Origin of the sequence: Mesorhizobium sp. M7A.F.Ca.US.006.01.1.1, assembly GCF_003997935.1 — a bacterium.
Classification (GTDB): Bacteria; Pseudomonadota; Alphaproteobacteria; order Rhizobiales; family Rhizobiaceae; genus Mesorhizobium.
This window is the reverse complement of sequence record NZ_RZQL01000127.1, coordinates 1-20,135: the sequence shown is the minus strand read 5'-3', so window position 1 is coordinate 20,135 and position 20,135 is coordinate 1. Positions and strand designations below refer to the sequence as shown.

21 protein-coding genes and 1 pseudogene are annotated in these 20,135 nt (G+C 64.2%); 18 read left to right on the top strand and 4 right to left on the bottom strand.

Features of this window, described 5'->3' with window-relative positions:
* The 3 genes from EN943_RS21600 to EN943_RS21590 form a co-directional block, all read right to left on the bottom strand.
* Positions 1-441: copper chaperone PCu(A)C (locus EN943_RS21600; RefSeq protein WP_164778306.1), on the bottom strand; the 441-nt coding region annotated here is incomplete at its 3' end.
* A 97-nt stretch (positions 442-538) separates the two neighbouring features.
* Positions 539-895 carry a DUF2946 family protein gene (locus EN943_RS21595; RefSeq protein ID WP_127414561.1) on the bottom strand — a complete coding sequence of 119 codons (357 nt, stop codon included), beginning with the start codon at positions 893-895 and terminating at the stop codon, positions 539-541.
* 197 nt (positions 896-1,092) lie between these two features.
* Positions 1,093-1,995, bottom strand: a complete 903-nt coding sequence (locus EN943_RS21590) for a GntR family transcriptional regulator (RefSeq protein WP_127414560.1) — start codon at positions 1,993-1,995, stop codon at positions 1,093-1,095.
* 228 nt (positions 1,996-2,223) lie between these two features.
* On the opposite strand from EN943_RS21590, the gene EN943_RS21585 reads away from it, so the two are divergent.
* From EN943_RS21585 to EN943_RS21560, 6 genes are all read left to right on the top strand, one after another.
* Positions 2,224-3,729 carry an altronate dehydratase family protein gene (locus EN943_RS21585; protein ID WP_127414559.1) on the top strand — a complete coding sequence of 502 codons (1,506 nt, stop codon included), beginning with the start codon at positions 2,224-2,226 and terminating at the stop codon, positions 3,727-3,729.
* A gap of 60 nt (positions 3,730-3,789) precedes the next feature.
* Positions 3,790-4,788 (top strand): aldo/keto reductase, encoded by a 999-nt coding sequence (locus tag EN943_RS21580; protein ID WP_127414558.1) that lies wholly within the window; start codon positions 3,790-3,792, stop codon positions 4,786-4,788.
* 296 nt (positions 4,789-5,084) lie between these two features.
* Entirely contained in the window at positions 5,085-6,077 is a 993-nt protein-coding gene (locus tag EN943_RS21575) for an ABC transporter substrate-binding protein (RefSeq protein ID WP_127414557.1), read from the top strand.
* Positions 6,078-6,247: 170 nt separating this feature from the next.
* Entirely contained in the window at positions 6,248-7,801 is a 1,554-nt protein-coding gene (locus tag EN943_RS21570; RefSeq protein ID WP_127414556.1) for a sugar ABC transporter ATP-binding protein, read from the top strand.
* Entirely contained in the window at positions 7,798-8,763 is a 966-nt protein-coding gene (locus EN943_RS21565) for an ABC transporter permease (protein ID WP_027037769.1), read from the top strand. The genes EN943_RS21570 and EN943_RS21565 overlap by 4 nt, the downstream gene beginning before the upstream one ends.
* A 66-nt stretch (positions 8,764-8,829) precedes the next feature.
* Positions 8,830-9,879 (top strand): zinc-binding alcohol dehydrogenase family protein, encoded by a 1,050-nt coding sequence (locus EN943_RS21560; RefSeq protein ID WP_127414555.1) that lies wholly within the window; start codon positions 8,830-8,832, stop codon positions 9,877-9,879.
* Between the two features lie 305 nt (positions 9,880-10,184).
* Here the strand turns inward: EN943_RS21560 and phnF are convergent, their stop codons facing one another.
* A complete protein-coding gene (gene phnF, locus EN943_RS21555; protein WP_164778307.1) occupies positions 10,185-10,934 on the bottom strand; it encodes a phosphonate metabolism transcriptional regulator PhnF in 750 nt (249 codons plus the stop codon).
* Positions 10,935-11,067: 133 nt separating this feature from the next.
* Here phnF and phnG point away from each other — a divergent pair, with 133 nt between their 5' ends.
* From phnG to EN943_RS21495, 12 genes and pseudogenes are all read left to right on the top strand, one after another.
* The gene (gene phnG / locus EN943_RS21550) at positions 11,068-11,529 is read left to right on the top strand and encodes a phosphonate C-P lyase system protein PhnG (protein WP_127414553.1); all 462 of its coding nucleotides are present in this window, start codon (positions 11,068-11,070) and stop codon (positions 11,527-11,529) included.
* Complete coding sequence (gene phnH, locus EN943_RS21545; RefSeq protein ID WP_127414552.1) at positions 11,529-12,140, top strand: phosphonate C-P lyase system protein PhnH; 612 nt, start codon at positions 11,529-11,531, stop codon at positions 12,138-12,140. Before phnG ends, phnH begins: the two co-directional genes overlap by 1 nt.
* 1 nt (position 12,141) lies before the next feature.
* Positions 12,142-13,254 carry a carbon-phosphorus lyase complex subunit PhnI gene (locus tag EN943_RS21540; RefSeq protein WP_127414551.1) on the top strand — a complete coding sequence of 371 codons (1,113 nt, stop codon included), beginning with the start codon at positions 12,142-12,144 and terminating at the stop codon, positions 13,252-13,254.
* The gene (gene fosX / locus EN943_RS21535) at positions 13,251-13,670 is read left to right on the top strand and encodes a FosX/FosE/FosI family fosfomycin resistance hydrolase (RefSeq protein WP_127414550.1); all 420 of its coding nucleotides are present in this window, start codon (positions 13,251-13,253) and stop codon (positions 13,668-13,670) included. The genes EN943_RS21540 and fosX overlap by 4 nt, the downstream gene beginning before the upstream one ends.
* Entirely contained in the window at positions 13,667-14,584 is a 918-nt protein-coding gene (locus EN943_RS21530; RefSeq protein ID WP_127414549.1) for an alpha-D-ribose 1-methylphosphonate 5-phosphate C-P-lyase PhnJ, read from the top strand. Before fosX ends, EN943_RS21530 begins: the two co-directional genes overlap by 4 nt.
* Positions 14,581-15,357, top strand: coding sequence for a phosphonate C-P lyase system protein PhnK (gene phnK, locus EN943_RS21525; protein WP_023760811.1), 777 nt, complete (start codon positions 14,581-14,583; stop codon positions 15,355-15,357). The genes EN943_RS21530 and phnK overlap by 4 nt, the downstream gene beginning before the upstream one ends.
* Positions 15,358-15,359: 2 nt before the next feature.
* Positions 15,360-16,067, top strand: a complete 708-nt coding sequence (gene phnL / locus EN943_RS21520; RefSeq protein ID WP_127414548.1) for a phosphonate C-P lyase system protein PhnL — start codon at positions 15,360-15,362, stop codon at positions 16,065-16,067.
* The gene (locus EN943_RS21515; protein WP_127414547.1) at positions 16,064-16,681 is read left to right on the top strand and encodes a DapH/DapD/GlmU-related protein; all 618 of its coding nucleotides are present in this window, start codon (positions 16,064-16,066) and stop codon (positions 16,679-16,681) included. The genes phnL and EN943_RS21515 overlap by 4 nt, the downstream gene beginning before the upstream one ends.
* Before the next feature lie 359 nt (positions 16,682-17,040).
* The gene (phnC, locus tag EN943_RS21510; protein WP_127414546.1) at positions 17,041-17,898 is read left to right on the top strand and encodes a phosphonate ABC transporter ATP-binding protein; all 858 of its coding nucleotides are present in this window, start codon (positions 17,041-17,043) and stop codon (positions 17,896-17,898) included.
* A 92-nt stretch (positions 17,899-17,990) separates the two neighbouring features.
* The gene (gene phnD / locus EN943_RS21505; RefSeq protein ID WP_127414545.1) at positions 17,991-18,899 is read left to right on the top strand and encodes a phosphonate ABC transporter substrate-binding protein; all 909 of its coding nucleotides are present in this window, start codon (positions 17,991-17,993) and stop codon (positions 18,897-18,899) included.
* A 57-nt stretch (positions 18,900-18,956) separates the two neighbouring features.
* Positions 18,957-19,913: a phosphonate ABC transporter, permease protein PhnE gene (gene phnE, locus EN943_RS21500; RefSeq protein ID WP_127414544.1), complete on the top strand. Its 957-nt coding sequence runs from the start codon at positions 18,957-18,959 to the stop codon at positions 19,911-19,913.
* A 2-nt stretch (positions 19,914-19,915) separates the two neighbouring features.
* A pseudogene (locus EN943_RS21495) lies at positions 19,916-20,135 on the top strand (phosphonate ABC transporter, permease protein PhnE); the annotation flags it as partial.

Sequence of the window (20,135 nt, the reverse complement as noted above, 5' to 3'; positions counted from 1 at the left end):
CTTTTCGCCCTGTTTGGGTTGCCGCTTCAGGCCGATGAACATCAAATGATAGCCGCCAGGCGCAAGGGCTACCTTGCCGCCGGCCGGAATTTCCAGGCCTCCGGCAACCGGCCGCATGGTCATGACGCCGTTCTTGACGCCCATCTCATGCAGCTCGGCCTTTTCAGAGACATCGGAGGAAATCGACACCAGCCGGTCCGGCGCACTGCCGTTGTTGGTGATGGTGAAATAACCGCCGGCCACCTTGGCGCCGGCCGGCGTGGCGCGCGACCAGGGGTGGCCGATCTCAAGATCGCCAACCTTGAACTCATGCGCGAGGACGGACTGGGCGCCTGTGAACAGCAGCGCAAGAGCCAGCACGGCAATGCCGACACGCTCTTCGATGCTGCGTAGAATGCCGCCGAGCACAGGACGCGCCGCGTCAGGGGAAAAATAGGACATGGTTGCTCCATGAAGTGATGGTCGCGCCGTTGCCGGTCGCGAGCAGTTTGATCTTTGGATGGGTACGCCCACGAAAAGTTCCGCCGGGCAAACAGGCTCAGGCCGTCAGCGGCGGCGCGCGCGGGTTCGACGGCGAGCGCTCACGCGCAAAGTCGAGATAAATGGCCGCCGGGAAGACAAAGGCGACCGTTTCAAAGGAAAGGCTGTGCAATGCAAGCCCGGCATCGGGCGGCGGCGCAAAAGCCGCCGAAACCATGCCGCAGCCGAGCACGCAGCATGCCGGAAGATGGGACGGCGGCTGGTTGCCGCCGGGAAGCTGGGTCGCGCCCTCATGCGTGCAGATGACGTTGCCGAAAGCATCCAGCTGCGATGCATTGGGACCGGCGCCAAAGGCGAATGCACCAAGCGTCGACTGGAGCAACAGCAGATAGGCCGCGACAAGCGCGACCGGCATGCTCCATCGTCTCCTCGATACGCCCAAAGCCCTGCCTCTTCGCAGCAACGACCCATATCTAGCACGGGGCCGGCGGGTGGAAAATCGCCAAATCGCCGCGGCGCCAACGCGGCAGGCTCAATGCACGTCGCCCAAAAGTGTATAGCGGTCTTGGGACGACGACACGCATGAAACAAGACTCTGAACAGCGATGCGGCTCAGTGTTTTTGCAGCGACCGGCTCTCCGGGATCGAGGTCAGCAATGTCTGGCGCGCCGACTTCAGGTGCTTGCGGCAAGCGGCGTCGACCTTGCCGAGATCGCGTGATTTCAGCGCTTCTATGTAGACCAGATGCTCACCGATCGCGACTTCGTTGCGCTCGCGTTCCTGCGCCTTGTTCCACTGGTAATGGTAGTGGAAGATCATGGCGATGACATCGTAGAAATCGACGATGAAGCGGTTGCGCGACGCTCGGTGGATGAGCCGGTGGAAGCGCTCGTCGAGCTCGGAGAATTCGGTGAAGCGGGTGGCGATGTCACCTGCCAACTGGCGATGCTCGTCTTCCAGGCGGTCGAGATCGGTCCAGACCGCGCTGTCCTGCGGTAGAGCGGCAAAGGCGGCCGCCGAGCGTAGTTCGAACATTTCGCGGATTTCGGTCAGCTCCAGCGCGAAGGCGCGCGTAAAGCCCTTCAGCACCCAGTGACTGTTGCGACGTTTCTCGATCAGGCCGAAGCGCGAGAAGCGGATCAGGAACTCGCGCACGCTGGTGGTGCCGACGCCGATCTCGCGCGCCAGTTCGAGTTCGTTGATCTGCATGCCGGCTTCGGCGCCGCCGGCGAGCAGCCGACGCATGAACGACCGTTCGATGATCTCGGCCAGCGTGTCGGTCTCTTCCTCGGGGAAGAAATCATCGGGAAGCGGTTCGCGCAGCACCGTCTTGGCGCGCTTGTTCCAGGCGATCAGCCCGGTCTCTTCCATGCGCGCCAGAATGGTGCGCACCGTGGTACGGCTGACGCCAAGCAAGGTACCCAGTTCCGGCTCCGAAGGCAGGCTGCGCGTTTCGTCGAGCAGCCGCAGGCAGCGGTTGTAGGCATCCTTGTAGACGTTGTTGCTCTTCGACATCCCTGACCCGTTGCACGCCGTCGCTTGCGGCGGACGGCTTGAAGCGCAATATGACGTTCGCATGGCTCCGAGAAGCGAAATTGCTTCGCGGAACAACCCGGAGACATGCGGAACTCCCCACGAAAAAACAATTGACGCAAAACTGTTTTTTCACGATAAAAGACATTATCTCTAAACAGACGCGTGTCAATCCGTCCGCGCAACCCAGGATCACCCAGGAAACCGCCCGTGAACGCCTCCAACTGCATTCTTCTGTCCCCCGCCGACAACGTCGCAGTCGCCAACGGCCGCATCGAGATCGGCACCGTGCTGCCGGGCGGTGCCGTCGCCAGTGTTCTGATCGAGCCCGGCCACAAGGTGGCGATCAAGCCGATCGCCGCCGGCGAGGCCGTGGTGAAATACGCTCAGGCGATCGGTCGCGCGACACAGGATATCGCAGCGGGCGAGCACGTTCATTCGCACAATCTGGTTTTCGAATCCGGCCGCTTGCCGGTCGTGCCGCCGAGCGAGGCCGAGCACGCGACGGAGGCCGACCGCGCCCGCACCTTCATGGGCTATCGCCGCGCCGATGGCCGCGCCGGCACGCGCAACTTCATCGGCATCGTCGCCAGCGTCAATTGCTCGGCCACCGTCTGCCATTCCATCGCCGACACCGCCAACCGCACGCTTTTGCCGAAATATCCCGGCATCGACGGCTTCGTGCCGATCGTGCATGGCCAGGGCTGCGGCATGAGCGGCACCGGCGACGGCATGATGGTGCTGCACCGTACGCTCGCCGGCTACGCCCGCCACCCGAATTTCGGCGGCGTGCTGATGGTCGGCCTCGGCTGCGAGGTCAACCAGCTCACCCTCTACGGCCAGAAGGGCGTCGCTGCCGGCAAACGCCATTTCAACATCCAGGACGCCGGCGGTTCGCGCAAATCGGTGGAAAAAGCGATGGGCGTGCTGGCCGAGATTGCCGAGGAAGTCGGCCAGCTGAAGCGTGAGCCGATTCCGGTCAGCGAGATCGTCGTCGGCCTGCAATGCGGCGGGTCCGACGGCATGTCGGGCATCACGGCCAATCCGGCGCTGGGCGCGGCCGTCGACATCCTGGCCGGCGTCGGCGGTATCGGCATCCTCTCCGAGACCACGGAGATCTACGGCGCCGAGCATCTGCTTGCCTACCGCGCGGCAACGCCGGAGATCGCGCAGAAGCTCGACGGCTTCGTGAAGTGGTGGGAGGATCACGTCGCCAAGCATGGCGCCTCGATCGACAACAACCCCTCGCCCGGCAACAAGCGCGGCGGCCTCACCACCATCCTGGAGAAGTCGCTCGGCGCGGTCGCCAAGGGCGGCCAGACGCCGCTCAACGGCGTCTTCGGCTACGCAGAAAAAGTCACCGGCAGCGGCCTGGTGTTCATGGACACGCCCGGCTACGACCCGGTTTCGGCCACCGGCCAGGTGGCGGGCGGCGCCAACGTCATCGTCTTCACCACCGGCCGCGGCTCATGCTTCGGCTGCCGCCCGACGCCATCGATCAAGGTTGCCACCAACTCGACCATGTACCACCAGATGGAAGAGGACATGGACGTCAATTGCGGCGTCATCGCCTCGGGCGAAAAGACCATCGCCGCCATGGGCCGCGAGATCTTCGAACTGATCGTCGAAACGGCTTCCGGCCGCAAGACCAAGAGCGAGGACTTCGGCTACGGCGACAACGAGTTCGTGCCCTGGCATCTGGGCGCAACGCTTTAGATTTTACTGATATAAAGTAGACTGCGCGCCGGTCAGCGGCGGGCAACGGGGAGGTTGTGCATGGAAAGACGCCGCATCGGCCAGACAGCGCTGGAAGTCACCGAGGTCAGCTTCGGCGGCGCCGCACTTGGCGGCCTCTACCGCGCCTGTTCGCGCGAAGCGGCGATGGAGACACTGCAGGGCGCCTGGGATGCCGGCCTGCGCTATTTCGACACCGCACCCTTCTACGGTTTCGGACTGTCGGAGCGCCGCTTCGGCGACTTCCTGCGCTACAAGCCGCGCGATTCCTATGTGCTGTCGACCAAGGTCGGCCGGCTGTTCCGCCCGGTGCCGGACGATCAGGTTCCCGACCACTCCTACGTCGATCCGCTGCCCTTCGCCCTCGACTACGACTATTCCTATGACGGCATCATGCGGTCGGTCGAGTTCAGCTATGCGCGGCTTGGCCTAAACAGGATAGACATCCTGTTTGTCCACGACATCGGCGGCTACACCCATGGTGTCGAGAAGACCAAGCTGCACTTTCGCGATCTGATGGACGGCGGCCTCAAGGCACTCGAAGAGCTGAAACGGTCCGGCGTCATTTCCGCCTATGGGCTCGGCGTCAACGAGGTGCAGATCTGTCTCGACGTGATGCGCGAGGCGCCGCTCGACTGCATCCTGCTCGCCAGCCGCTATTCCTTGCTCGACCGCAGCGCCGAAGCGGAGTTGCTGCCCCTATGCCGGGCGCGGCGGACCTCCTTGGTCATTGGCGGCGTGTTCAACTCCGGCATCCTGGCGACCGGGCCGGTACAAGGCGCGCATTTCGACTACCGCCCTGCGAGCCATGACGTGCTCGACCGTGTCGGCGCTATGGAAAGGATCGCCGCCGAGGGTGGCTATCCGCTCGCCGCCGCAGCGTTCCAATTCCCCTTGCATGAACCTGCCGTCGCCACCGTGCTGACCGGCACCGCCAAGCTGGCAAACCTGACGCGCAACCTCGAACTGCTCGACATCGACGTGCCGGAGACGGAATACGCCAGATATCGTCCCCACACGCTGGTGCAGGAGCTGGCGTGAATTCATATTCTTGCGGCCACGAAGGAATGAATATTCCATATTGACGAATTGGTGGAATTAATATTCCATACATTCCCAGAACGGAACGGAAGCCTGACGGCGCCAATGGGGAGCAGCGCGATGGATCTGCCTCTACCAGACCTCGCAAGGACTGATCAAACACCGCTTGCATCGATCAGTTCGATGCATTATCAAAACATGGCAATTGTTTTTTATTGATAAAGTTCTGTTTGGGCCGCGCCTATCCGAACGGAGCTTCCGTAACGTTCACCGGGCGACTTTAGGGAGGAAACCTCATGAAATTCGCGACCAGCATTCTCAATCGCCGCGCCGTCATGGCGCTGGCAGCAGCTTCGATGCTCGCCGGCGTCATGCATTCGGCGCCGGTTTCGGCGGCGGACGTCACCATTCCGATCATCGTCAAGGACACCACGTCCTTCTACTGGCAGATCGTTCTGGCCGGCGCCCGCAAGGCCGGCAAGGATCTCGGCGTCAACGTGCCGGAACTCGGCGCCCAGGCTGAAACCGACGTCAACGGCCAGGTCTCGATCCTCGAGAACGCCGTTGCCAGCAACCCGGCGGCCATCGTCATTGCGCCGACCGAGTTCAAGGCGCTTGGCAAGCCGATCGATGAAGCCGCTGCCAAGGTCAAGGTCATCGGTATCGACTCCGGCGCCGACTCCAAGGCCTTCACCTCGTTCCTGACCACCGACAACGTCCAGGGCGGCCGCGTCGCCGCCGACGGCCTCGCAGCCGCCATCGGCGCCGCCAACGGCGGCAAGATCGAGGGCGACGTCGCCCTGATCACCAACGCACCGGGCGCCGGCTCGCTCGAACAGCGCAAGCAGGGCTTCACCGAACAGCTGGCCGCCAAATATCCGGGCCTCAAGCTGGTTGCCGACAAATACGCCGACGGCCAGGCCACCACCGGCCTCAACATCGCCACCGACCTGATCACCGCTAACCCGAACCTCAAGGGCATCTTCGCTTCCAACCTGATCATGGCGCAGGGCGTCGGCCAGGCTGTCGCGGAAAACAACCTTGGCGGCAAGCTGGCGCTGGTCGGTTTCGACAGCGACGAGAAGCTGATCAAGTTCCTCAACGACGGCGTCATTTCCGCCCTCGTCGTCCAGGATCCGTACCGGATGGGCTATGACGGCATCAAGACCGCACTCGCCGCCTCCAAGGGCGAGAAGGTCGAAGCCAATGTCGACACCGGCGCCAATCTGGTGACCAAGGCCAACATGAAAGACGCCAAGATCGACGCGCTGCTCAATCCGAAGCTCTGAGCCGTCGCATCCGCAATCGTCTCCGGGGCACCTCGCCCCGGAGACACAAGCTGCCGCACAAACGGCTTGGCAATCCGCACGCCTGAGCCAGGCTGTTTTCGAGGCATATCCCTGCCTCGCCGCGTGCCAATCGTGAGGCCAGCCTGGGAAGCCAATCTGGGAGGATTGTCATGATTTCGACGGCGCAGGAACTGCATCCCGCACCCGCTCTGGAACCGGGACGGACCATCCTTGAATTGCGCGGGCTGGAGAAGCGCTATCCCGGCACCCACGCGCTGAAGCCGGTCGACCTCGCCTTCAAGTCCGGTGAGATACACGCCATCGTCGGTGAGAACGGCGCCGGCAAATCCACGCTCATCAAGCTTCTGACCGGCGTCATGCCGCGCACCTCCGGAGAGATTGTCTGGGAGGGCCAGCCGGCCGCGCTCGCGACACCGCACGAGGCGATGGCGCTCGGCATCAATGCCGTGCACCAGGAAGTCGTGCTGTGCCGTCACCTGACGGTCGCCGCCAACATGTTCCTCGGCGAGGAGAATTCGCGCTTCGGCATCCTGCAGCAGCGCGCCATGGTCAGGCAGGCGCAGACGATCATCGACGACCTCGGCTTCGACCTGCCGGCACATGTCACGCTCGGCGACCTGACCATCGGCCAGCAGCAGCTGATTGCCGCCGCCCGCGCCACCGTGCGCGGCACCAAATTCCTGATCTTCGACGAGCCGACCGCCTATCTCACCCGCAAGGAGGCCGACCAGCTCTTCACCCTGATCCGCCGGCTGAAGGGCGAAGGCGTGACGATCATCTACATCAGCCACCGCATGGAGGAAGTGTTCGAACTCGCCGACCGTGTTTCCGTGCTGCGCGACGGCACGCTGGTCGGCACCCGCAACATCGCCGAGACCAACGATGCCGAGTTGGTCAGGATGATGATCAACCGCTCGATCGAGCAGGTCTATCACAAGGAGCATTTCACGCCGGGCGCCGCCATCATCGAGGCGAGGAACCTGTCCGGCAAGGGCTTCGAGAATGTCTCGATGACGGTACGCGCCGGCGAGATCGTCGGACTCTATGGCCTGATCGGCGCCGGACGCAGCGAGTTCGTCACCACGCTTTACGGCCGCCACCGCAAATCCGCCGGCCAGATCCTCTGGGAAGGCAAGGAGGTGCAGGTCAATTCCGAACATGACGCGATCAAGCTCGGCATGGCGCTGGCGCCGGAGAGCCGCCGCGACCAGGGCCTCTGCCTCAACCTGCCTGTCGGCTTCAACCTGAACCTGCCGATCTACAAGCGTATCTCGAACAATCTGCTGATTTCGAGCACGCAGGAAAAGACGCAAGCCGATCGCCAGATCGCCGATCTGCGCATCAAGACACCAACACGCGGCGCGCTGGCATCCAGCCTGTCGGGCGGCAACCAGCAGAAGATCGTCATCGGCAAATGGCTGGCGCACGGTGCCAAGCTGTTCATCTTCGACGAACCGACGGTCGGCGTCGATGTCGGCACCAAGGCCGAGATCTACCGCCTGTTCGGCGCGCTGCTGTCAAAGGGCGCCGGCATCATCCTGATCTCGTCTTATCTGCCGGAAGTCTATGAACTCGCCGACACGCTGCACGTGTTCCGGCGCGGCAAACTGGTGGCGACGCACGGTTTTCACGCCGCCAGCCACGAGGATATTCTCACGCAGGCGCTCGCCGAGAAACAAGAAAAGCTGGGAGGACAGATATGAGCACCGAGGCGATCGCCGTCGAAAAACCGAAGCGCAACTACAATGTCCTGTTTGGGCTGACGCTTTTGGCGCTGCTGGTTCTGCTCTGGATCCTCCTCTCCGTGGCGACGACCAGCTTCGCCTCGGCCAACAACATAGCCAATCTTTTGCGCCAGGGTTCGATGATCGCCATCATGGCGGTCGGCCAGACCTTCGTCATCATCACCGGCGGCATCGATCTGTCGGTCGGCGCCGTGGTCGGCTTCGCCACCGTGGTCGTGGCCATGATGATCAATGCCGGCTTCCCCATCTGGCTCGCCATCCTGGTGACGCTGTTGGTCGGTGTTGCCATCGGCATGTTCCACGGCTTCGGCATCGTCAAGATGGGCCTGCCGCCCTTCATCATCACGCTGGCAACGCTGACCTCGCTGCGCGGCATCGGCCTTTTGATGACCAACGGCAATTCGATCAACATCAACAGCGACACCTTCACCGCCTTCTCGCGCAATTCCTTCATCGGCATCCCCAATTTGTTCTGGATGGTGATCCTGGTCGGCATTCCGGCCTATATCTTCCTGCACCACAGCCGCTGGGGCCGGTACCTGTTTTCGGTCGGCTCCAACGCCGAGGCTTCGCGCCTGTCCGGCGTCAATGTCCAGCGCACCATCTACATGGCCTACACGCTGTCGGGCCTGTGCGCCGCCTTTGTCGGCGTGCTGCTGGCCGCCCGCATCGGCATCGGCAACCCGACACAGGCCGAGGGCTGGGAACTGCAGGCGATCGCATCTTCGGTCATCGGCGGCACCTCGCTGTTCGGCGCCGTCGGCTCGGTGCATGGGCCGCTGCTCGGCGCCTTCATCCTGGCCACCATCAACAACGGCGCCAACCTGCTCAACGTCAACTCGTTCTGGCAGCGCATCATCACCGGCGCGCTGATCATCATCATCGTCTACTTCGACGGCCTGCGCCGCCGCGGCAAGTAGCGACCCTGCAATCAACCGCCGGTCCGCCACACCAACGGGCCGGCGATTTCATGACTGGATTAGCGCATGAAAGCCGTCCTCTGCCGTTCGCCCGGCGATCTTGTCCTTGAAGACCGGCCCGCACCAGAGGCACCGCCTCCCGGCTGGGCGCTGGTGGCGGTCAGCCATGTCGGCATCTGCGGCACCGACTACCACATTTTCGAGGGCAAGCACCCGTTCCTCGCCTACCCCCGCATCATGGGCCATGAGGTGTCGGGTACCGTGATGGAGACCGGCGAAGGCGTCGAACTGGCCGTTGGTGACCCCGTCGTCATCAACCCCTATCTTTCCTGCGGCAAGTGCATCGCCTGCCGGCACGGCAAGCCCAATTGCTGCGTCAGGATCGAGGTACTGGGCGTGCATCGCGACGGCGCCATGTGCGAACGCATCCTGGTGCCGGCGCAAAATCTCTATCCGGCCAACGGCCTGTCGCTGGCCGACGCCGCCGCCGTCGAGTTCCTGGCCATCGGCGCGCATGCCGTGCGGCGCGCCCGCGCCGACCCCGGCGCCCGCACGCTGGTCATCGGCGCCGGCCCGATCGGGCTCGGTACCGCCATCTTCGCCCGCATCGCCGGGCTCGACGTGACGCTGCTCGACATGAGCAGTGAGAGGCTCGCCTTCGCTGCAAATGAGCTTGGTTTCCAGACCCTCGACGGGTCGCGCGGCGCGGTGCCCGATCTGGTCAGGGAAGCGACATCAGGCGATGGCTTCGATGTGGTCTTCGACGCCACCGGCAACACCCAATCGGTGCAGTCGGCCTTCGCCCATGTCGCGCATGGCGGAACGCTGGTGCTGGTCTCCGTCGTCAAGGACGACATCAGCTTTTCCGATCCGGAATTCCACAAGCGCGAGATGACGCTGATCGGCAGCCGCAACGCGCTGCGCGCCGACTTCGACCATGTCGCTGCCTCGATCCGCAACGGCACCGTTCCCCTGGCCAAGCTCGTCACCCACCGCACCACACTCGCCGGCACGCCGCATGATCTGGCTCGTTGGGCACACGAGAAATCCGGCCTGATCAAGGCTGTGATCGAGGTCGGGCATAACATGGCAGGCGGCGAACCCGGCCCGAATTGACGACGCCGGCGCAGGTCGACCCCCACTCCGTCTCGGCTTCGCCGAGCCACCTCTCCCCCGATCGACGGGGTAGAGGAAGGGTGCGAGCCTATTGCAGCCAACGCTCCTCAACCAGACTCCCGGCTTCCCGCCAGCGGGCTCCTTTCCTCTCCCTCCGGAGGGGGGAGAGGTGGCTCGGCGAAGCCGAGACGGAGTGGGGGAAGGCGGTCCTCAAACGCCAAGCCGCTGATAAGTGAGCGCGACCAAGCTAGTCTGATATCAGCGTGAGTCAGATAAATCACGGGCTTGTATAAGCCCGGCGCCCCCTACAGCGCCGACAGCTTCAACTCCACCCGTTCGGCCGGGAAGCGCGACTCGGAAAACTGGATCGGCTGGCCGTCCGGCGTGACGTTGACGGCGACCGTGACCAGTACGATGGCGCCCGGCTGCAGATCGAGGTCGGCAAGGTCCGCCGCATCGGCGTGGCGCGCCGACAGCACGGTCGATTGCCGGAGATAGTCGTCGACGCCGAAACGCGCCAGCGAGGCGGTGATCGACCCTGTCTCGGCCATCGCGGCATCGATGCCGGCAAAGCGCCGGGCCTCGAACCAGCCAGCAGCACGCGACACCGGCCGTCCATCGGCTTCGCCGCGCGTTTCCAGCCGGATCACATCGGCCCCCTTGGCAAGGCCCAGCCCCTCGGCGACGCGCTGGCTGGCCGGCTCGACCGACGAGGCGAGCAGGACGATGTGCCTTTCCGTCGTCTGCCCTTGCAGCCCCGTCGAAAAACGTGTGCGCGCCCCAATCGGATAGGACAGCCGCTTGCGCGACAGTACGAACGTGCCGCGCCCCTGCTCGGCCCGCAGCACGCCTTCCCTTACAAGGGCTGATATGGCGCTGCGCACCGTGTGGCGGTTGACGCCATAGCGCTCTGCCAGCGCCACCTCCGGTGGCAACGCTGCATTCTCCGTGAAATCACCGATGGCGATCGCATGCAGGATCTTGTCGGCGATCTGCCGCCACAGCGAAACGCCACTGCGCCGCTCGATGCTGTCCGCTGCCAGCCGCCCGACCATCATTGCCCCCAACCTTCCAGCGCCCAGTCTTCTATGGCTGTCATCCATCCGTCATGGACACGCGTTAGATAATAGGTATAATTTGTATAGTTGTCTATATCAATAGACAAATTAGCCACGAGGATTATAGCTTATGCGAGGACAGGAAGCCCGCGACCAGGCCGAGCGCAAGGCCGCCATGGCAACCCTTGCGCAATCCAGCGGCGATGACATCGTACGGCTCTGGAATGAGGCCGGACTGCCTTCGGACGCCGAGTTGCTGCGTGGCCCCGAAACCGGACTGGTCACCCTGCGCGGCCGCATCGGCGGCGGCGGCGCACCCTTCAATGTCGGCGAGGCGACCGTCACTCGCGCCACGGTCCGGCTGCCCACCGGACAGGTCGGCCATTGCTATGCGCTTGGCCGCGACAAGCAGAAGGCAAGGCTGGCGGCCATCGCCGACGCGCTATGGCAGGACCCTGCCCGCCGCACCGAGGTCGAGACCGGACTGATAGCGCCCCTGCGGTCGGCCCTGACCGCGACGCATGAAAAACGCCGCGCCGAGACGGCGGCAACGAAGGTGGATTTCTTCACCATGGTTCGCGGAGAAGACTGATGGACATTACAGCGCAATCGATCGAGGGCGGTTTCGCCGATCCGGTCTTCAATGCCCAGACCGTGTTCCGCGCCGTCATGGACGCAATGGCACGGCCGGGCAGCGTGCAGCCGCTGCCGGCATTCGCCCGCCCGCCGGTGCCGCTCTCGGCCACCGCTGGCGCCATCGCGCTGGCACTTTGCGACAATGACACGCCGCTCTGGCTCGACCAGGCCCTGCAAGCTTCCACCGCGGTCAGATCCTGGCTTGGGTTCCATACGGGCGCGCCCTTGGCCAACACACCGGCCGATGCGCATTTCGCCTTGATCGCAGCACCTGCCGAGATGATGGCGCTCGATGGCTTTTCGCAGGGTACGCAGGACTATCCCGACCGCTCGACCACGCTGATCCTGCACGCCAGCGATCTGGTCTCCGGCACGCCGCTGTTGCTCGAAGGTCCCGGCATCGAAACCAGCGCCACGATCGCGCCGGCGCAGATGCCGCGCCATTTCGTCGAACAGTGGAAGCAGAATATCAAGCGCTTTCCGCGCGGCGTCGACATCATCCTCGCCACATCAGGCGGCATTGCCTGCCTGCCGCGCACGACGCGCATCAAGACGATGGAGGCGTAAGATGTATGTCGCGGTAAAAGGTGGCGAAGCGGCCATCGCCAACGCCCACAGCCTGCTGGCCGACCGCCGGCGTGGCGACCGTTCGGTGCCCGCCCTTCGTCTCGACCAGATCGTCGAGCAGCTGGCGCTCAGCGTCGACCGGGTGATGAGCGAAGGCTCGCTCTACGACCGTGAACTGGCCGCGCTCGCCATCGTCCAGGCGCGCGGCGACATGATCGAGGCGATCTTCCTGGTGCGCGCCTATCGAACCACGCTGCCGCGCTTCGGCTACTCCAAGCCCATCGACACCGCCAACATGCTGGTCGAGCGGCGTGTGTCGGCAACCTACAAGGATCTGCCCGGCGGCCAGTTGCTCGGGCCCACATTCGACTACACGCACAGGCTGCTCGATCCCGAGCTTGCCGCCGGCGCCGATGTCGCCGAGCCCTTGCTGCGCGAGACGGAAGCGCAAGCCATGCCGCGCGTCTCGGCGATCCTCGCCCGCGAGGGCTTGATCGAACCGGACGGCGACATGCCGCAGGACCATGTGCCCGGCGACATCACCCGCGAGCCGCTCGAATTCCCGATGGCGCGCGACATACGCCTGCAGGCGCTGTCACGCGGCGATGAAGGTTTTCTGCTGGCGCTCGGCTATTCCACCCAGCGCGGCTATGCCCGCAACCATCCCTTCGTTGGCGAGATCCGCATCGGCGAGGTCGAGCTGGAGCTCGACGTGCCCGAGCTGCCCTTCGCGGTGCCGCTCGGCACCGTGCGGGTCACCGAATGCCAGATGGTCAACCAGTTCAAAGGCTCGGCCAAGGCGCCGCCGCAATTCACCCGCGGCTACGGCCTGGTCTTTGGCCAGAGCGAGCGCAAGGCGATGGCCATGGCGCTCTGCGACCGGGCTCTGCGCGCGAAGGAGCTCGGCGAGGATGTCGTCGCCGCGGCCCAGGACGAGGAGTTCGTCATCTCGCACTCCGACAATGTCCAGGCGACCGGCTTTGTCGAACATCTGAAGCTGCCGCATTATGTCGACTTCCAGGCCGAACTCGACCTCGTACGCCGCATGCGCGCCGAATATGACGCCCGCCAAAAGCCCGTGAAGGTCGAAGAGAAGCGGGAGGCCGCGGAATGATCGAAGGCCTTTCCCACATGACCTTCATCGTCCGCGATCTCGAGCGGATGACCGCGATCCTTGCCGGTGTGTTCGACGCACGCGAAGTCTATGCCAGCGACGCCAGGCAGTTCTCGCTGTCACGCGAAAAATTCTTCCTGATCGGTGACATCTGGGTCGCCATCATGGAGGGCGAGCCGTTGCCGGAGCGCAGCTACAACCACATCGCCTTCAAGATCGATGACGCCGATTTCGACCGCTATGCCGAGCGCATCGGCGGCCTCGGCCTCGACATGCGCCCACCGCGCCCGCGCGTCGAGGGCGAAGGCCGCTCGATCTACTTCTACGACGACGACAACCACATGTTCGAACTGCACACCGGCACGCTCGCTGAGCGGCTGGCGCGCTACGCCAAGGGACTGGAAGTCGCACAATGACCGACATGGCCACCTACAACTTCGCCTATCTCGACGAGCAGACCAAGAGGATGATCCGCCGGGCGATCCTCAAGGGCATCGCCATCCCCGGCTACCAAGTGCCGTTCGCTTCGCGCGAAATGCCGATGCCCTATGGCTGGGGCACCGGCGGCGTGCAGGTCACAGCTTCCATCATCGGCCCGGATGACGTGCTGAAGGTCATCGACCAAGGCGCTGATGACACCACCAATGCGGTCTCGATCCGCGCCTTCTTCAAGAAGGTCGCCAACGTCGCGGTGACGACCGACACTGCCAGCGCCACCATCATCCAGACCCGCCACCGCATTCCCGAGCATCCGCTGACGGCGGGCCAGGTGCTGGTTTACCAGGTGCCGATCCCCGAACCGCTGCGCTTCCTCGAGCCGCGCGAGACCGAAACGCGGAAAATGCATGCGCTGGAGGAATACGGCCTCATGCATGTCAAACTCTACGAGGACATCGCCAAGCACGGCCGCATCGCCACCACCTATGCCTATCCGGTCAAGGTCGAGGGCCGCTATGTGATGGACCCCTCGCCGACGCCGAAATTCGACAATCCCAAGATGCACCGCTCGCCGGCTTTGCAGCTGTTCGGCGCCGGCCGCGAAAAGCGCATCTACGCGGTGCCTCCCTTCACCGAGGTGGTCAGCCTCGACTTCGAGGATCATCCGTTCGAGGTGCAGACCTTCGACCAGCCCTGCGCGCTGTGCGCGGCTGAGAATGTCTATCTCGACGAGGTCATCCTCGACGACCATGGCGGCCACATGTTCGTCTGCTCCGACACGGACCATTGCGAGAAGCGGCGGGCGGACGGCCATCGCGGCCATCTCGCCCCGGAAACCACTCTCGCCCCGGAAACCCATCCTGCCTCGGAAAAAATGGAGCCGGCGCAATGACCGACGAACCGCTGCTGCGCGTTTCCGCGCTGTCCAAATTCTACGGCTCGCGCGTCGGCTGCGATAACGTCTCCTTCGACCTGTGGCCGGGCGAAGTCCTGGCTGTCGTGGGCGAATCCGGCTCCGGCAAGACGACATTGCTCAACTGCCTGTCGACCCGGCTGCTGCCGAGCTCCGGCACCGCCAGCTACCGCATGCGCGACGGCCAGTTCCGCGAACTCTACCGCATGAGCGAGGCCGAGCGCCGCTTCCTGATGCGCACCGACTGGGGATTTGTCCATCAGAACCCCGCCGACGGCCTGCGCATGACGGTGTCGGCCGGCGCCAATGTCGGCGAGCGGCTGATGGCGGTCGGCGACCGTCACTACGGCAAGATCCGCGCCACCGCCGTCGACTGGCTGTCGCGCGTCGAGATCGACGAGGACCGCATCGACGACGAGCCGCGCGCCTTTTCCGGCGGCATGCGCCAGCGCCTGCAGATTGCCCGCAACCTCGTCACCGGCCCGCGCCTGGTGTTCATGGACGAACCGACCGGCGGCCTCGACGTCTCGGTCCAGGCGCGCCTGCTCGACTTGCTGCGCGGTCTGGTCACCGATCTTGGTCTTGCAGCCATCGTCGTCACCCATGACCTTGCCGTGGCGCGGCTTCTGTCGCAGCGCATGATGGTGATGAAGGACGGCCGGGTCGTCGAAAGCGGACTCACCGACCGCGTGCTCGACGACCCGCGCGCGCCTTACACGCAGCTCCTCGTTTCCTCGATACTTCAGGTGTAACCATGCCGACACCCCTCGTTGTCTCCGACGTCGCCAAGAGCTTCACCATGCATCTGCGCGACGGCATCAAACTGCCTGTTATCGCCGGTGTCTCGTTCTCGATCAGGGCCGGCGAATGCACCGTGCTCGGCGGCGCCTCCGGTGCCGGCAAGAGCTCGATCCTGAAGATGCTCTACGGCAACTACGCCGTCGACGAAGGCCAGATCATCGTCACGCACGATAACGGCCTGATCGACCTCGCCACGGCCAGCCCGCGCACCGTGCTGGCCATACGCCGGCAAGCGATCGGCTATGTCAGCCAGTTCCTGCGCACCGTGCCGCGCGTCTCGGCGCTCGACGTCGTCGCCGAGCCGCTGGTCGAGCGCGGCGAGGATCGCGAGATTGCCCGCGGCAAGGCACGCGCCTTGCTGGCGCAGCTCAACCTGCCGGAGAAACTTTGGGCATTGCCGCCGGCGACCTTCTCCGGCGGCGAGCAGCAGCGCGTCAACATCGCGCGCGGCTTCATCACCGAGCATCCGATCCTGCTGCTTGACGAGCCGACCGCCTCGCTCGACGCCAAGAACCGCGATGTCGTGATCGAACTCATCGCCGCCAAGAAAGCGGCCGGTGTCGCACTGCTCGGCATCTTCCATGATCATGACGTGCGCGAGGCGGTTGCCGACCGCATCATCGACGTCACCGCTTTCGCGCCCGGAAAAATCGCCGCATGACCAGGAAATTGTCCGAGACGCCGCTGGTCCATCCGACGGCGGAGGTGCAGAATTCGACGCTCGGCCGCTGGACCGAGATCGCCGACCGCAGCCGGGTCTCGGAAAGCGAACTTGGCGACTATTCCTACATGATGCAGGACTGCTCGGTCTGGTGTGCGACGATCGGCAAGTTCGCCAACATCGCCGCCAGCGTGCGCATCAACGCCACCAACCACCCGACCTGGCGGCCGACGCTGCATCACTTCACCTATCGCGCCTCGGACTACTGGGACGATGCCGAGCACGAGAGCGAATTCTTCGCCCAACGCCGCGCCAAGCGCGTCACCATCGGCCACGACACCTGGCTCGGCCATGGCTCCACCGTCCTGCCTGGTGTCACCGTCGGCGATGGCGCCGCGGTCGGCGCCGGAGCCGTCGTCTCGAAGGATGTAGCGCCCTACACCATCGTTGCGGGCGTGCCGGCCAAGCCGATCCGCGAACGCTTCGACCGCCGCACGGCCGAACGCTACCAGGCGCTCGCCTGGTGGGACTGGGACCATGCAAGGCTGCGGGCCGCGTTGGATGATTTCCGGGAGCTTGAGGCCGAGGCGTTCCTGGAGAAATATGGCGGATAGTGACGTCCAGGAATGGGCCGTCACTGACGCTGGGCAGCAGGGCAAACCGCCCCGGCCCCTGCTATCCGCATGACCTGCCTCTCGACACCATGACGGCCCTTGTCTGGAATGCCTGAAGGACGGCCTCGCCGTTGCCAGCGCGCCACGGACGAGTATGTGCATCAAGTGGCGCCGTCTGGCCATCGGCACCAGCTCGCCGGGCCTGCATTCCACATCACCTTCGGCTGCTGGTCCTGGGCCGGCCACAGACTCCGGCCTGTGGAGCGTAACAAAACTGACATTAACGCGACACGGCAGGTTCATGTGGCTGCGCTAGGCGAGAGCCTGACGATCAATGGTCCGGACTGGAACCTGCCCCCATGCCAGCAAATTCCGCCACGCTCGAAATTCGCGGTGTCACCCGACGATTTGGCAAGAACACCGCTGTCAGCGACATCAACATCGCGATCCCGCAGGGTCAGATGGTTGGCATTATCGGCCGTTCGGGCGCCGGGAAATCGACCCTTCTGCGGATGATCAACCGTCTCATCGATCCCAGCCAGGGGTCGATTTTTTTTGACGGCGCCGAGGTTTCCCAGCTGCGCGGCTCGCCGCTGCGGCGCTGGCAGCGTGACTGCGCCATGATCTTCCAGCAGTTCAACCTGGTGCCGCGCCTCGACGTGCTGACCAATGTGCTGCTCGGCAAGCTGAACCACCGTTCGACCATCACCAACCTGTTTGGCATGTTCTCCCGCGCCGAATGCGCCGAGGCCGTCGCGGCACTCGAGCGGCTCGACATCGCCCGCACCGCGCTGCAGCCCGCAGGCACCTTGTCGGGCGGCCAGCAGCAGCGCGTCGCCATCGCCCGCGCCATGATGCAGCAGCCCAAGGTGATCCTCGCCGACGAGCCGATCGCCTCGCTCGATCCGCTCAACGCCAAGGTGGTGATGGATTCGCTGCAGGACATCAATCTGCGCGAGGGCATCACCGTCGTCACCAATCTGCACACGCTGGACACCGCCCGGACCTACTGCAACCGCATCATCGGCATGGCCGCCGGCAAGGTCGTCTTCGACGGCCCGCCGGAAGAGCTCAATCGCGAGGCCGTGCGCCTCGTCTACGGCGCCGACAGTAATGGCCAGGAAATATCCGAGGCCATCACCTCGACCAGCGTTGCCTTCAGCCGAAAGATCGCCGCATCCGCCGGACCGCTCGAGCCCGCATTCCCGGGATGTTGAGAGCGGTTGGGATCGCCAGCCCACGTCAAGGGCACCTGTCAAAATCGATAACGCTGCCGGCGCGGGGCCGGAACCTACAGGAGAAATAACAGATGTTCAGGAAGATGGTTTTCGGCGCCGTTTCGGTGCTCGCCATGGCGACCAGCATGGCCCATGCCGCCGACATGAAGGAATTTCGCGTCGGCATTCTCGGCGGCGAAAACGAAACCGACCGGCTGCGCAACTACCAGTGCCTCGCCGACCATCTGAAGGCCGAATTCGGCTTCGAAAAGGTCTCGCTGTTCCCCGCCGCCGACTATGACGGCGTCATCCAGGGCCTGCTTGGCGGCACGCTCGACTTCGCCGAACTCGGCGCTTCCGGCTACGCCAGCATCGCGCTCAAGGACCCGAAGGCGGTCACCCCGATCCTCACCACCCAGCAGACCGACGGCGCCACCGGCTACTATTCGATCGGCCTGGCGCTGAAATCCTCGGGGATCACCGACATCAAGTCGGCCAAGGGCAAGAAGCTCGGCTACGCCGATCCGGATTCGACCTCCGGCTATCTGATCCCGCTGACCCAGATCCCGAAGGACACCGGCGCTTCGAACGAGACCTTCTTCGCTTCGACCCAGTTCAACGGCGGCCACGAGAACAACGTTCTGGCCGTGCGTGACGGCAAGGTCGACGTGGCGGTGGACGATTCTTCCGGCATTGGCGACTTCAAGGACGGCTACACCTCGGGCACCTTCCACAAGGAAGTCGCCAAGGGCGCCGTCGACCCCAACGACTTCGTCGAAGTCTGGCGCTCGGGCCTGATCCCGAATGGCCCGCTGGTCGTGCGCACCGCGCTCGGCGACGACATGACCGCCAAGCTTGCCGACTTCTTCACGCAGCTGCCGAAGAAGGACAAGGCTTGCTTCGAAGGCGTCGAAGGCGGCGATTTTACCGGCTACGCTCCGGTGAAGGCGGACTTCTACAACGTCATCGTCGAAGCCCGTAAGGCAGCCATCGGCGGCTAACGGCAAAATCAGGAAGGGCGGCGTCGAGAAAACGCCGCCCTTCTTGCATGTCCGATCATGACCCTTTCCGTGACAGCCCCTTCCGGCGCCACTCACCAGATGGCCGACGCCTGGCGTCGCCAGACGTCCTTGCGCCGGCTCTACACCGCCATCGGTGTCGGCCTGCTCATCATCGCGCTCGGCAGCACCATGTGGTTCGCCGACGAGGCCAATGCCGGGCATTTCTTCGACCGGTTGCCGCATTTGCTGGATTTCCTGAGCTGGCTCGTCCCCAAGGATTGGAACGATGTCTGGCGGGCGATGTTCGACATCGCTTCCCCGCATGACACCGGTACCCAGGAATTCAATTTTCCGCTCGGCCGCTCCTATGTCTGGGGCAGCTTCTACATCCCCGAATATTTCGAGCTGATGTTGACCACGCTCAACGTGGCACTGGTCTCGACCTTCATCGGCTTCGCCTTCGCCGTACCGTTCTCCTTCATCGCGGCGCGCAATTTGACGCCGCATCCGGTGCTGCGGCTGATCGTCAAGCGCCTCATGGAACTGCTGCGCGCCTTTCCCGAGATCGTCATCGCCGGCCTGTTCGCCGCCATCGTCTCGATCGGCCCGATCGCCGCCATCATCGCCATCGGCCTGCATTCGATCGGCGCGCTGGGCAAGCTGTTCTACGAGATCAACGAGAACATCGACATGCGCGCCGAAGAGGGCCTGAGGGCTGTCGGCGCCAACTGGTTCGAGCGGGTGCGCTTCGCCGGCCTGCCGCAGGTGCTGCCCAACTTCATGTCCTACACACTGCTGCGTGTTGAGATAAATGTCCGCATCTCCACCATCATGGGCGCGGTCGGCGGCGGCGGCATCGGCGAGGAGTTGAAGCTGTCGATCTCGCGCGGCTTCGGCGCCAAGACGATAGCGCTCGTGCTGCTCCTGTTCACGACGATCTTCATCGTCGACCAGTTCTCCGCCTGGCTGCGCCGCAAGCTGGTCGGCGAGCAGGCTTTCGTGATGGGGGCTTGACCATGGCTGCCTTGACCGCCGATCAGATCCAGTCGATCGAAGAGCGCTTCCCGCAGGTGTTCCAGCGGCCGTTCCACAAGCGCTTCGGGCCGCTGATGCTGCTTGGCGGCATCTTTCTCTACCTGCTCTATTCCCTGTGGTTCTTCAACCTGCCGCAGGTCATGCGGGAATCGCACTGGGAGCGCCTGCCGCTGTTCCTGACCCAATGGATCAGCTACGACG